This window comes from Streptomyces sp. NPDC048516 (genome assembly GCF_043199875.1).
Lineage (GTDB): Bacteria > Actinomycetota > Actinomycetes > Streptomycetales > Streptomycetaceae > Streptomyces.
The window spans coordinates 196,282-209,704 of the sequence record NZ_JBICWS010000013.1 but is presented as its reverse complement, the minus strand read 5'-3'; the positions used below and the strand labels follow the sequence as shown (position 1 = coordinate 209,704).

Genomic DNA, 13,423 nt, shown 5'->3' with positions numbered 1-13,423 from the left:
CGGGCCCCTGGGGCGCGTGGCCGCTGCCCTCCTGCTCGGCACCTTCGTGCTCATCGGCTGCACGCCGTCTGGCAACGTTGTCACCGACCTTGGCGCCACCGGCGGTACCCGTGTCGAGGGCGGCACCGCCACCATGGCCCTGCCGCCCGCCGCCGGCCCCAACTGGATCTTCCCCATCAGCGCCCCCGGCTATCTGGCCACGTACAACAGCGCCATCCAGAACCTGCTGTTCCTGCCGCTCTTCGCACCCGAGCGGAAGGGCGCCGCGCTGACCATGGACTCGCCCCGCGGCCTCGCGGAGCCGCCCCGCTACAGCCAGGGGAACACCACCGTCGGCATCACGCTGAAGAAGGGGTACCAGTGGTCCGACGGCAAGCCCGTCACCACCCGCGATGTGAAGTTCTGGTTCGATCTGATCAAGGCCGACAAGCGAAACTGGGCCGGATACGCGCCGAAGCTGATGCCGGACGACGTCAAGGCCTTCGAGACGGTCGACGACCGCACCTTCCGCCTCCGGCTGGACCGTGCCTACAACCCCGCGTGGTTCACCGCCAATGAGCTCCAGGACTTCGTCGCCCTTCCCGTACACGCCTGGAACCCCGGCCACCAGAGCCCCGAGCGGGTCTTCGCCCGGCTGATGCGACATGCCAGGCAGTTATCGGCGTTCGCCACCGATCCGCTGTGGAAGACCGTCAACGGCCCTTGGCGCATCGCGCAATGGACCACGTCCGGACAGGTCTCCCTGGTCCCCAACAGGGCATACCGCGGGCCTGACCGGCCCCATCTCGACCGCGTGGTCCTCAAGCCCTTCACCACCGCCGACTCCGAATTCAATGTGCTGCGCGCCGGTGGCATCGACTACGGCTATATCCCGCCCTCCGTCATGGCGCGGTCCGCGCAATTCAAGGAGCGGGGCTATCGCATCGACCCGTGGGAAGGCTGGGCGATCACCTATATCGTGCTCAACTTCCAGCACCCCACGGCCGGACCGCTGCTGCGCCAGGCCTATCTGCGCCAGGCGCTCCAGTACCTGATCGACCAGAAATCGATCTCCCGGGTGATCTGGCACGGCAGCGCCGCACCTACCCTCGGTCCGGTCCCCGCCGGCCTCCTGGACCGCGACCCGTATCCGTACGACCCGCCGCGGGCGAAGACGCTGCTCGCCGGGCACGGCTGGACCGGCCGAAACGGCGTGCTGCGCTGCACCCGGCCCGGGGACGGCGCGGGGGAGTGCGGCGCGGGCATCGAGGGCGGCCGGGAACTGCGGCTCACCCTGCTCTCACAGTCCGGCTCGACCGAGACCTCCAACACCATGCAGGCCATCAAGTCCGCATACGACACGGCCGGCATCGCCCTCGACATCCGCCAGCAGCCGCTGAACACCGTCCTGGGAACCACCGTCCCCTGCCGGCAGGCCGAACCGCTCTGCGCGCAATGGCAGCTCGGCTTCTTCGGCACCCAGGGCAGCTGGTACTTCCCGCCCGACCCCAGCGGCGAGAAGCTCTTCGCCACCCACGCGCCCTCCAACATGGGCAACTGGTCCGATCCCCACACCGACCGGCTCATCCGTGCCACCGAGTACTCCGACGCCCCGGCCGCGCTGGGCAACTACGGCCGTGAGGTGGCCCGTCAGCTCCCGGTCCTGTGGACGCCCAACCCCGCCTACCAGGTCTCCGTCATCCGCAACGACCTGCGGGGCGTCGACCAGAACCCGACGCTCTCCCTCGCCCCGCAGAACTGGTACTACGTGAAGAAGGGCGGGCCGGGCCGGTGATCCGATTCCTGGCCAAGCGCCTCGCGCAGGCCCTGGTCGTGCTGCTGCTGGTCTCCGTCATCGTCTTCGTCCTGCTGCACCTGCTCCCGGGCGGACCGGCCCGCGCCATCCTCGGCATCCAGGCCACCCCGGAATCCCTCGCCCACTTCAACCATCAGCAGGGGTACGACCGTTCGCTGCCCGAGCAGTACGTCAGATACCTGGGACGGCTGCTCACCGGCGACCTCGGCGAGTCCTACAAGCTCAACCGGAGCGTCGCCGACCTGCTCGCCGAACGACTGCCCAAGACCGCCCTGCTGGCCGGCCTCGCCGTCGGGCTCGCCGCGCTGCCGGCCGTCCCGCTCGGCATCCTGCAGGCCGTACGCCGCGGAAAGGCCGCCGACTACGTCCTGACGGGCGCGGCCTTCCTCGCCTACGCCACCCCGGTGTTCTTCCTCGGCCTGGTGCTCATCCTCGTCTTCAGCCAGCAACTGCCCCTGCTGCCCGCCGAGGCGCCGCAGGCCGACACGGTCGCCGGCATCCTCGCCGAGCCGCCCGCGCTCGTCCTTCCCGTGACGACGGGCGCGCTCGGCATCATCGCCGCCTTCAGCCGCTATATGCGCTCCGCCGTCCTCGACAACCTCGGCGAGGACTACGTACGCACCGCCCGGGCCAAAGGCCAGTCGCACACCCGCATCATGGTCCGGCACGTCCTGCGCAACGCCCTCATCCCGCTGGCCACCCTCCTCGGCCTCTACCTCCCCACCCTCTTCAGCGGCACGCTCGTCATCGAGTCGATGTTCAACTACCCGGGGATGGGGCTGCTGTTCTGGAACGCCGCCCAGAGCTCGGACTTCCCGGTCCTGCTCGGCGTCACCCTCGTCGTCGGCGTCGCCACCGTCCTCGGCTCGCTGATCACCGATATCGCCTATGCCGCCCTCGACCCGCGCATCAGGAGCGTGACGTGACGCCTCCAGCCCTTGCCGCCACGCAGCCAGCCGCGGACCAGACCGCCCCGGGTCCGGCCCGCCGCACGCCGGCCCTCTTCGCCCGCAACAAGCTCGCCCTCACCGGCGCCCTGGTGCTGCTCGTGCTGCTCGCCTTCTGCTTTCTCGGGCCGCTGGTCCACCCCACCGACCAGGTCCACACCGATCTTTCCCAGGCCGGCCGCGCCCCCGGAGCCGGCCATCTGCTGGGCACCACCGATCTCGGCTACGACCTGCTCGGCAGGCTGATGTACGGCGGCCGTACGTCCCTTGAAGTCGGCCTGGCCGCCGGGTTGTTGGCGACGCTCTTCGGTACGGTCTACGGCTCGGTCGCGGGCTACTTCGGCGGATGGACGGACGCCGTGATGATGCGCATCACCGACGCCGCGCTCGCCGTCCCGGCGCTCTTCCTGCTCGTCGTGGTCGCCGCGATCGTCACCCCCAGCAAGCCTGTCCTCATCCTGATCATCGCCTCCGTCGCCTGGCTCTCCCCGGCCCGGCTCATCCGCGGCGAGGCACTGGCACTGCGCGGCCGCGACTACATCCATGCGATGCGGATGATGGGCGGCGGCGGGGGGCGGGCCGTCTTCCGGCACATCGTCCCCAACGCCGTCGGCACCGTCCTCGTCAACGCCACCTTCCAGGTGGCCGACGCCATCCTCTACGTCGCCTATCTGTCCTTCCTGGGCCTGTCCATCCCGCCGCCCGCCGCCGACTGGGGCTCCCTGCTCTCCTCCGGCATCACCTACACCCAGGTCGGCCACTGGTGGCTGATCTTCCCGCCGGGCCTGGCGATCGTGCTGGTCGTCGCGGCCTTCCATTGCCTCGGGGACGGTCTGCGGGACGTCTTCGACGTGCGGCTGCAGAAGAACTGACGGGTCCGGAAGAACTGACGGGTCCGGAAGCACTGGCGGGTCCGGAAGCACTGGCGGCTTCGGAAGAACTGACGGCTTCGGAAGAACGGAAGCGAGGACCCACACCATGACCGACTCGCTCCTGCGGATCGAGGACCTGCACGTCGAGATCACCGGCCGCGGCGGCACCGTCCGTGCCCTTGACGGCATCGACCTCGACCTCGCCCCCGGTGAAGCGCTCGGCATCGTCGGCGAGTCGGGCTGCGGCAAGACCATGACCGCGCTGTCCGTCCTCGGCCTGCTGCCGCCCGGCGGAAGGGTCACCGGCGGCCGGATCCTGTTCGGGGGCACCGACCTCGCGGCCGCTCCGGAACCCGTCCTGCGTAAGGTCCGCGGGAACACCGCCGGCATGGTCTTCCAGGACCCGCTGAGCTCCCTCAACCCCACTCTCACCATCGGCGCCCAGGTCGCCGAACCCCTGCTGCTGCACCGGCAGGTGACCTCGGCCGAGGCCTGGGCCAAGGCCGAGGAGACCCTGCGGCTGGTCGGCATGCCGCGCCCCGCCGAACGGCTGAAGAGCTATCCCCACCAGCTCAGCGGCGGGATGCGGCAGCGCGTGGCGATCGCCATGGCGCTGATCTGTGAGCCCCGGCTGCTGATCGCCGACGAACCGACCACCGCCCTCGACGTCACCACCCAGCACCAGATCCTCGAACTCGTCGACGAGCTGCGCACCCGCCTCGGCATGGCGATGATCCTGGTCACCCACGACCTCGGAGTGATCGCCCGCCGGGTCGACCGGGTCGCGGTGATGTACGCAGGCCGGATCGCCGAACGGGCCGCCGTACGACCGCTGTTCGCCGCACCGCGGCATCGCTACACCCGGGCGCTGTTCGGGGCCCGCCCCGAACTCCCCCGGCCGCCGCTGGGTGAGGGCGCCCCGATACGGTGCGGTGAGGGTGCCCCCGTGCGGCTCGGTGATGGGGGGTCCGTCGGCATGGACCGGCCGAGTGCCCCGCACACCGACGACTGCCGACCGCGGGACCCCCTCCCCGGCCTGCCGCCGTCCCTCCTTGCCCGGCCCGTCGGCTGCCGCTTCGCCCCACGATGCGGCTTCGCCACCGACATCTGCCGCGCCGCCGAGCCGGAACTCACCGACGCCCTCGATGAGGCTGTGCCCGCTTCGGCCGCCCACGCCTTCGCCTGCTTTCACCCCGCCGCGCCGGAGGCCGGACCGGCCCCCGGGCTCCGCCCGCCCGCGCCCGCCGAGCCCCCGGTACGGACGGACGAACCACTGCTGCGGCTCGCCGACGTCAGCAGGAGCTACCCGCTGCACGGCGGGCTCTTCACCCGCCGCAAGCCGGGTCCGACGGGCGCCGCCGAGGTCAGCGCGGTGGCCGGGGTCTCGCTCACCGTCCGGCGCGGCGAGACCTTCGGCATCATCGGGGAGTCCGGCTGCGGGAAGTCCACCCTCGGCCGGCTGGCGGTCGGCCTGGAGACGCCGACCGCCGGTACCGTCCACGTCGCGGGTCGCGACCTCAGCGGCCTGAAGAAGCGTGAACTGCGCGCTCACCGGCGCCATGTCCAGCTGATGTTCCAGGACTCCTCCGCGTCCATGGACCCGCGGATGCGCGCGGGCACCATCCTGCGCGAACCGCTGGTCATCCAGGGCATCGGTGACCGGGCCGAGCAGCGGCGACGGATCGCGGGTCTGCTGGACGACGTCGGGCTGCCCCGCGGCGCGGTGGAGCGCTACCCGCACGAATTCTCCGGCGGCCAGCGCCAGCGCCTCGGCCTGGCCCGCGCCCTGGCCCTGGACCCGTCCCTGGTCGTCGCCGACGAGCCGGTCTCCGCGCTCGATGTCTCCGTCCAGGCGCAGATCCTCGACCTGATGCGCGAGCTGCAGCGCGAGAGGGGCATCGGCTATCTCTTCATCTCGCACGACCTGGCGGTGGTGCGGCATCTCGCGGACTCGGTCGGCGTGATGTACCTGGGCAAGCTCGTGGAGACCGGCCCCGCCCATCAGGTCTTCGCCCGCCCGCTGCACCCGTACACCCGGGGGCTGCTGGACAGCGTCAATGCCCCCGACCCTGATGCCGTCCCGGCCTGCCCCCCGCCCGGCGGTGAGGCCCCGTCGGCCGCCGCCCCGCCTTCCGGCTGCCGCTTCCGCACCCGCTGTGCCCTCGCGACCGGGCTGTGCGCGACGGTGGAACCGCTGCCGGCCGAACCCGAGACGGCGGGGCACCGGGTGGCCTGCCACTTCCCGCTCACCCCATCTCCCGCCCACCGCGGCCGCCGTCAGTAGCGTGTGACGGCGGTCGGCCCGTACGCCGTGCCGAGGGCGATGTGCGGGTGCGCCGACGGACGGATCCAGGACAGGATCCGTGCCATCGCCCCGGCCGGTACGGAGACACAGCCGGCTGTGGCCCCCTTCCCGTGGACATGGAGGAAGATCCCGGCGCCGCGGCCGTGCACCGGACGGTGATAGTTGAAGCCGATGACCAGGGCCCGGGCGTACTGCGTGGGATAGTCCGCCAGCCGTTCGGACTCACCCGCCGCGCAGTCCGGCGGCAGTGGCGCCACCCAGCGGTTGTAGGAGGCGGAGGCGTTGTCCTCGCACCACCAGGAGTCCGCGCCGGCCCGGCGGTACGGCACGGCGGTGCCGGGCGGGGGCGGGGCGGTCCCGAACGCGAACGGCAGGCCGTACAGCCCGGCCGGAGTGGTCGACGTGCCCTGCACCCGGGTACTTCCCTCGGTCAGCCCGCCGGCTCCGAAGCGGGCCGGCGCCCAACCCACCTGCCGCCAGCGGCCGTTGTGCCGCTGCCACCACCGCACGGTCCCGGTGGTGGCGCGCGCCGTGGGCGCACGGGCGGTGATCAGCTGCTCGCCGCCGCCGGTGTCGGCCATGAGGACGGGAAGGGGGATGCGGTGGCCGGGAAGAAGGATGCGGTGGCCCGGAAGCGGTGGCTGGTGGAAGGGAGCGGCGGCGGACGCGCCGGCCGCCGGGGCGAGCGCGGCGAGCGCGAGCAGCGCCGGGGCGACCGCGGACAGCGGCCCGGCGGCACGGCGCCGGACCACGGCCCGCGCCGTCCGTACCCTCCGGACCGTCCGTACCCTCCGCACCGCCCGCACCGCCCGCCCGGCCGCGGCCGTGCTCCCGGCGGTCACCAGGCGCATCGTCCTCCTACGCATCATGGGCATGACCGCAATCTAGAGCGCGACCGGCCCGCCCGGCGTCGTCCGATCAGGTCATATACGCCGCCCCCGGGCCGTGCGCAACCCGTCCGCGGCAATCCGCCGTGCGCGGGGGCCATGGACGGGCGAAACTCGGGTACGGGGGCTCATGTGCCACTAGCCGTCTCAGTCTGGAGGCCCACCGTGCAGCGGCAACCGCATACGCGCAGTGAGCGCACGCTCGACCGCGATCCGCAGCCCACGCCCCCGGATCCGGGAGGCCCGCCGCCCGTCCCGGACCCGCTTCCCGGCCCACCGAGCCCGCCTGGGCAACCGGATCCCATTCCGCCGGAACCGTCGCCGATACCCCGTCCGCCCGGACCCGACCCCGATCCGGTCCCGGAGCCGTCCCCGGAGCCGTCGCCGCTCTCCTAGGAGGGCCGCCCGGACCCGTCGCCCTCTCCACCGGGGGTATCCCGCTCCCGCACCCACCAAGGAGGTGCTGATCATGGCCATCGCCACGGTCAACCCGGCCACCGGCGAGACCCTGAAGACCTTCGACGCCCTCAACGGAGGTGAGATCGAAGATCACCTGGTCCGGGCGGACCAGGCCTTCCAGGAGCACCGCATCACCAGCTTCGGCTACCGCAGGGAGCGGATGCTCGCGGCCGCCGACCTGCTCGACGCCGACCAGGACGGCATCGCCCGCACCATGACCACCGAGATGGGCAAACCACTGGCCCAGGCGCGCGCGGAGGCGGCGAAGTGCGCCAAGACCATGCGCTGGTACGCCCACCACGCCGAGGAACTGCTCGCCGACGAGCACCCCGATCCGGCCGATGTGAGCGACTCCGGCGCGATCCGTGCCGTGGTGCGCTACCGCCCCCTCGGCCCCGTCCTCGCGGTGATGCCCTGGAATTTCCCGCTCTGGCAGGTCGTGCGGTTCGCCGCGCCCGCCCTGATGGCGGGCAACACCGGGCTGCTCAAGCACGCCTCGAACGTGCCGCAGACCGCGCTCTACCTGGAGGAGCTTTTCCGCCGCGCAGGTTTCCCCGAGGGCTGCTTCCAGACCCTGCTGATCGGGTCCGGCGCGGTCGAGGACATCCTGCGGGACCCGAGGGTGGTCGCCGCCACGCTGACCGGCAGCGAGCCGGCCGGCCGCGCGGTGGCATCCATCGCCGGTGACGAGGTCAAGAAGACCGTCCTCGAACTCGGCGGCAGCGACCCGTTCCTCGTCCTGCCCTCCGCCGACCTCGACAAGGCGGTCCGCGTCGCGGTCACCGCCCGCGTCCAGAACAACGGGCAGTCGTGTATCGCGGCCAAACGGTTCCTGGTGCACCAGGACATCTACGACGCCTTCGCCGAGCGGTTCACCGCCCGCATGGCCGCGCTGACCGTCGGCGACCCGATGGACGAGCACACCGACGTCGGACCGCTCTCCAGCGCGCAGGGCCGCTCCGACCTGGAGGAGCTGGTCGACGACGCGGTCCACCAGGGCGCCGCCGCACTGTGCGGCGGCCGACGGCCGCCCGAGCACAGCGCGGGCTGGTTCTACGAGCCGACGGTGCTGTCCGGCATCACCGAAGGGATGCGTATCCACCGCGAGGAGGCGTTCGGCCCGGTCGCCACGCTCTACCGCGTCGCCGACCTCGACGAGGCGGTCCGCCTCGCCAACGACACCCCGTTCGGTCTCAGTTCCAACGCCTGGACCCGGGACCCCGAGGAACAGCAGCGCCTCGCCCGCGATATCGACGCCGGCGGTGTCTTCTTCAACGGGATGACCGCCTCGCATCCGGGCCTCCCCTTCGGAGGGGCCAAGCGCTCCGGCTACGGGCGGGAACTGTCCGGGCACGGCATCAGGGAGTTCTGCAATATGACGACGCTGTGGTACGGGCCGGAGGAATGAGCCGGTGCCGGAGGAATGAGCAGGTGCCGAGGGAGCGAGCCGGCGCCGGGACCTGGGTCGGAAACCCGGGCAGGCGTCGGAGAACTGAGCCGGTGTCGGGAGGCTGAGTCAGGAACCCGAGCCGGCGCCGCGAACCTGAGCTGGTGACAGAAGACCGAGCCAGGTGGCGGAAACAGTGGCCCCGGGAGGGCGCAGGCGCCGGAGCGGTTTGCGTCACGGACGTGAAGGTGTACGTTCCGGTCAGGTCGAGTCGGCCAACGGCCAGGTTGGTCGGCTCGGCCACTTCTCGGCCGCTGCCGGGCCCCGACGTGGAAGCCCATTCCCTGTTTCCAGCAGCACAGTTGACGTGCTGTCATCACCCCTGAACGTGGACATGTTCCCTGGGCGAACACCACCCCTCGCCGGACCGGACGTTCGCCACACCGCAGCCCTGACGTTCAGCGCACCGCACACCGCACACCGCACACCGCGGCCCGGGCCTTCACCACACCGCCTCCTGGCCGTCCGGTACCGCGAACTCACACCACAGCGCCTTGCCCGCGCCGCGCGGTTCGGCGCCCCAGGCGTCCGCCAGCGCCTCGACCAGCATCAGCCCGCGCCCGGACGTAGCGGTCTCGCCGGGGCTGCGCCGCCGCGGCCACCGGCTGGAACGGTCCTCGACCTCCAGCCGGATCCGGCGCGGGGAGCCCGGCAGCAGCTCCATCGAGACCAGGGCGCCGCTCTCGGTGTGGGTCAGCGCGTTGGCGATCAGCTCGGAGGCGGCGACCTCGATGTTGTGCATGACGGTGCCCGCCCGCCACTGGTCCAGCGTGCGGCGCAGTGCGGAACGGACCTCCGCGGTGCCCGACGGGTCTGCCTGATGGACGTGCAGCCGCAGCCGCGGGGTGGCGACGGCGCCGGAACCGGGCAGCCGGTGCAGCAGCAGGAGGGCCATATCGTCCTCCGAGCCGGGGTCGGCCCACAGATGGTCCGAGAGCCGGTCGGCAAGCGCCTCCAGATCCGTGGGCCCGGTGCGGACCGCCGCTGACAGCGCGTCGATACCGCGGGAGATGTCCTGGCCGGGCTGTTCGACCAGGCCGTCGGTGCACAGCAGCAGCGTCGACCCGGGCTCCAGGAACAGCTGGGTCTCCGGGAAGTGGTCGTGCCCGAAGACCGTGGCCAGACCGAGCGGCAGCCCACCGCGGACCTCGGGCCAGTCGATGTGCCGGGCGCTGTTGCTGATCAGCGGGCCGAGGTGGCCGGCCCGGGCGAGGTGCAGCGCTCCCGATTCCATATCGGCCTGGATGTACGTGCAGGTCGCGAACCGTTCGGTGTCCAGCTCCGCCAGGAACCGGGACGCCCGTACCAGCACGGTCTCCGGTGAGTGTCCCTCGCTGGCGTAGGCGCGCAGGGCGATGCGCAGCTGGCCCATCACGGCGGCCGCATGGGTGTCATGGCCCTGTACGTCGCCCACCACCAGCCCGGTCCGCCCCTGGGGCAGTGCGATCACGTCGTACCAGTCGCCGCCGATGTCCCGCCCGACGCTCGCCGGGTGGTAGCGGACGGTGACCGCGCCGCCTTCGATGGGCGGGAGCCGGCGCGGCAGCATCGTCGCCTGCAGCCCTGTCGCGAACTCCCGCTCCTGGTCGAAGAGGGTCGCCCGCTGCACCGACTGCGCGACGACACCGGCCAGCGCCAGTGCCAGGTTCCTGGCCTCCGGCGACTGCACCGACGGCTCGGCGTTGAACAGCCCCAGCGCCCCGATGACGGTGTTCTGCGCGACCAGCGGCAAGAACGCCGCGCTGCCCGCCGGGAGCACCCTGGTATACGGGCGCAGCCGTGGATAGCGGGCGATCAGCTCTCCGCGGGTGCTGAGGAAGATGGGACGCCGCGAGCGCGCCGCGTCGGCCAGCGGCAGGGTGTCGTCGAGCCGCGAGGTCATCATGTCGTCGGGCACCTCGCCCTCCATCCCGGCGGTGGCGATGATCTCGAACCGGTCGTTCGCGACCAAGCCGAGGACCAGGCCGTCCGCGCCGAACCGCCGGGCGCCGCCGGTGCCGGTGAGCACCCGGGTCACGTCCTTGACCGACAGCGCACGGGCCAGCGCGGCGGTGGTCTGCTGCACCATCACCGTCTGCCGCTGCCGCTCCTGCTGGAGCGAGCGCAGCAGTGCGGAGTCCGCCAGTTCGCTGGTCGCCTCCCGGACGATGCCGATGACCCGGTAGGGCACTCCGTCCGCGGTGTGCAGGATCCGGCCCTGGGAGTGTGTCCAGCGCTGGGTGCCGTCGCGGCACTGGACCCGGAAGTAGGCGCCGTAGGACGAGTGGCCGTCCAGCAGGGCCTGGGAAAGCGCCTCGTCCAGCCGGCGGCCCTCCGCCGGCGGCACCCGCGTGACCAGGGACGCCGGCGCGCCGTCGTACTCGTCCGGGCGCAGATCGAAGACGTCCATGGCACCGGGGTCCAGATCCATGGAACCGCGGTCCAGATCCCAGTCGAAGGTGCCCATCCGGTTGAGCGAGAGCCGTTCGCGCAGTCCGATCGGCTCATGGTGCGACACCCCGGGCGCGTCCTCCTCGACGAGGCGCCAGTCCCGGTTGTCGCGGGGGTCGTAGCCCTCGCCGAACGGGTGCGGAGGGATGTCGGTCATGGCGTGCCACGCCTGGGGGCCGGGCGGCGCGGAGCCTTCACACGCACGCGTCGCAGAACCTCCGTACGCACGCGTCCGCGGCATCGGCGCATCGCGGCAGCGGCCGGCGACGCCGGGCCGAGCCTGCCTCGTGCCCACGGTCGCGGGCCGTTGACCGGGGCCGATATCCACCGGAACGCGGCCATGCGCTCACCCTAGGCGGGGGCCGGAAGGCCCGCATGTCCGGTGCTCCGGATGCCGTCCAGGGGTACGGAAGAGGGGTGAAAGCGCCGGTGGGGGTGAACGCGCCGGTGGGGGTGAAAGCGCCGGTGGGGGTGAACGCGCCGGTGGGGGTGAACGCGCCGGTGGGGCCAGTGTGCCCCGGCCGTTCGGCGGCCGTCCGCCGCCGGTCACCCGCGTGCGCGCCGGAGGTGACCCGCAGCCGGGCGTTACGCCCCGGTAACTCCGCCATCGAGCAGGGCTCTTGCCGCGGTACCTTCAATGCCCGGTCGAGGAACTGACGGGCCGACACGGCTCGACGGGCCACACGGACACAGGGCCGACACGGACAGACGGGCCGACACGGGCCGGCGGACCGAACCGCCGGCCGGGACCACTCCGGCGACAGCACCAGCAGGGCCGTGACCTCACCGGACCGCCGGTGGACACCCGGCGGGCGGCAGGTCGTCAAGGGACTGGAGAAGCAGGCCCCGCTCCCTATCACCCCGGGCGGCGCCCGCGGCATCACCGTCGACGACTCGGTGACCTACCAGCGGTTCGAGGGCGGCGGCGCACCCCGCACGGTGGGCCGTCCCGGGCGCGTCACCCCGGGCCCGGTACGGCCTCCGCCCTCAGGCGTGCGCCGGCACCGCAGCGACCGGCCGGGTCTGCCGGGCGCGGTGCCGCAGGGTGGCCTTCCGCGTGGCCACATCGACCGTGTACGCATCGATGGTCAGCCGCGCGCCGGACACCTTGAGCACCATGAACCCGTGGTCGGAGAAGTTCTGCCAGGCCGCCGGGTGGTGGAAGTGCGCCGTGCCGTCCTCCGTCTTGGCCGACGCTCCGCACACCACCTGCCGGGTGCCGCCCGTACGGGCCGTCGGCTCCAGGATCTGCAGCGTGTGGTCGTGGCCGGACAGAATCAGATCGGCCCGTCCGCACACCACCTTCTCGTACATGTCCTTGAGATGGATACCGCTGGTGTAGTTCCCGATCTCGAAACCGTCGTAGGAACCGGCGCTGCCGTGCTTGCCGTTGTTGAGGTACGGGTGGTGTCCGATCACCACCTTCCAGCGGGCCCGCGAGGCGCGCAGCGCACCGTCCAGCCAGCTTCGCTGCTCGCGCATGTACGGCCCGTCCCACCGGTAGTGCGGGTCGAGCTGGGCGACATACGACGACCAGGGGATGGTGTCGATCGCGAAGAACTCCACCAGCGGGTCGGCGGCCGGCAGCGGCACGCTGTAGTAGCGGCTGGGCATGTACCAGCGCCGTGAAGTGGCGGCATAGGCGACCTCGCGGTCACCGCGCGACGGGTCGCCGCCGCTGCCGGGGATCAGCCCCGAGCAGTCGTGGTTGCCCAGGACCATCAGCCAGGGCACGTCGATGCCGCCGTTCGGCTTCTCGAACTTGTCCTGGAACTCGGAATCGTCATCGGACTCCGGGCCGTTCTCATAGATATTGTCGCCGAGTCCCACCGCGAGGCCGATGCCCTCGGTCTTGCAGACATCCCGCGCGGCGGCCGCCACCGCATACTGCGCCTCGTCCCCCGTCCCCGCGTCCCCGGTGACCAGAATCGTGAACTCGCCCTTGCCGTTGGGGTGTTCGGGGAACGGAAAGGCGCCGGGGGCCTGGTGGCGGGGCGCGGCGGACGCGGGCGACTGGGCCGGAGACGGCAGCACCGCAAGCGCCGCACCGGCCATCGCGCCGCCCAGCAGGGTCCGCCGGTTCACCCACTGCGGAACGCGTCCCGTCGTACGCACCGGCGGCCCGCCGCCCGCTGCCGCCGAGCCGGTCCGCAGCCACTCCCGCTCGGTCATGTCCGCCTGCGGCGGGATCATTTCGTCTTCACACATGCCTGGTTTTCTTTCACGGTCGGCAGAGATGATGGTGACGAAACGATGAAGCCGAGGTGGACGTATGGCGATC

The 13,423-nt window shown here is 72.0% G+C and carries 8 protein-coding genes; 5 read left to right on the top strand and 3 right to left on the bottom strand.

Annotated elements, in window-relative coordinates:
- The first annotated feature begins 16 nt into the window (after window positions 1-16).
- From ACGFR7_RS25260 to ACGFR7_RS25245, 4 genes are all read left to right on the top strand, one after another.
- Window positions 17-1,774: a peptide ABC transporter substrate-binding protein gene (locus ACGFR7_RS25260; RefSeq protein ID WP_393323420.1), complete on the top strand. Its 1,758-nt coding sequence runs from the start codon at window positions 17-19 to the stop codon at window positions 1,772-1,774.
- Window positions 1,771-2,721: an ABC transporter permease gene (locus ACGFR7_RS25255; protein ID WP_393323418.1), complete on the top strand. Its 951-nt coding sequence runs from the start codon at window positions 1,771-1,773 to the stop codon at window positions 2,719-2,721. Before ACGFR7_RS25260 ends, ACGFR7_RS25255 begins: the two co-directional genes overlap by 4 nt.
- On the top strand, window positions 2,718-3,614 hold the full coding sequence (locus ACGFR7_RS25250) for an ABC transporter permease (RefSeq protein ID WP_393323415.1): 897 nt from the start codon (window positions 2,718-2,720) through the stop codon (window positions 3,612-3,614). The genes ACGFR7_RS25255 and ACGFR7_RS25250 overlap by 4 nt, the downstream gene beginning before the upstream one ends.
- A 106-nt stretch (window positions 3,615-3,720) precedes the next feature.
- Window positions 3,721-5,898: a dipeptide ABC transporter ATP-binding protein gene (locus ACGFR7_RS25245; protein WP_393323412.1), complete on the top strand. Its 2,178-nt coding sequence runs from the start codon at window positions 3,721-3,723 to the stop codon at window positions 5,896-5,898.
- Here ACGFR7_RS25245 and ACGFR7_RS25240 read toward each other — a convergent pair.
- Window positions 5,892-6,770: a L,D-transpeptidase gene (locus ACGFR7_RS25240; RefSeq protein WP_393323542.1), complete on the bottom strand. Its 879-nt coding sequence runs from the start codon at window positions 6,768-6,770 to the stop codon at window positions 5,892-5,894. The genes ACGFR7_RS25245 and ACGFR7_RS25240 overlap by 7 nt on opposite strands.
- Window positions 6,771-7,275: 505 nt before the next feature.
- On the opposite strand from ACGFR7_RS25240, the gene ACGFR7_RS25235 reads away from it, so the two are divergent.
- Window positions 7,276-8,673 carry an NADP-dependent succinic semialdehyde dehydrogenase gene (locus ACGFR7_RS25235; RefSeq protein WP_393323409.1) on the top strand — a complete coding sequence of 466 codons (1,398 nt, stop codon included), beginning with the start codon at window positions 7,276-7,278 and terminating at the stop codon, window positions 8,671-8,673.
- Window positions 8,674-9,154: 481 nt separating this feature from the next.
- Here ACGFR7_RS25235 and ACGFR7_RS25230 read toward each other — a convergent pair whose 3' ends face one another.
- A complete protein-coding gene (locus tag ACGFR7_RS25230) occupies window positions 9,155-11,299 on the bottom strand; it encodes a SpoIIE family protein phosphatase (protein WP_393323406.1) in 2,145 nt (714 codons plus the stop codon).
- 830 nt (window positions 11,300-12,129) lie between these two features.
- The gene (locus tag ACGFR7_RS25225; protein WP_393323403.1) at window positions 12,130-13,350 is read right to left on the bottom strand and encodes a metallophosphoesterase; all 1,221 of its coding nucleotides are present in this window, start codon (window positions 13,348-13,350) and stop codon (window positions 12,130-12,132) included.
- Window positions 13,351-13,423: the final 73 nt, after the last annotated feature.

Excerpts from the sequence above, each read along its gene's own strand:
- ACGFR7_RS25245 (WP_393323412.1), top strand. The coding sequence starts at position 3,721 with ATGACCGACTCGCTCCTGCGGATCGAGGACCTGCACGTCGAGATCACC.
- ACGFR7_RS25240 (WP_393323542.1), bottom strand. The coding sequence starts at position 6,770 with ATGCGCCTGGTGACCGCCGGGAGCACGGCCGCGGCCGGGCGGGCGGTG.
- ACGFR7_RS25235 (WP_393323409.1), top strand. The coding sequence starts at position 7,276 with ATGGCCATCGCCACGGTCAACCCGGCCACCGGCGAGACCCTGAAGACC.
- ACGFR7_RS25230 (WP_393323406.1), bottom strand. The coding sequence starts at position 11,299 with ATGACCGACATCCCTCCGCACCCGTTCGGCGAGGGCTACGACCCCCGC.
- ACGFR7_RS25225 (WP_393323403.1), bottom strand. The coding sequence starts at position 13,350 with ATGTGTGAAGACGAAATGATCCCGCCGCAGGCGGACATGACCGAGCGG.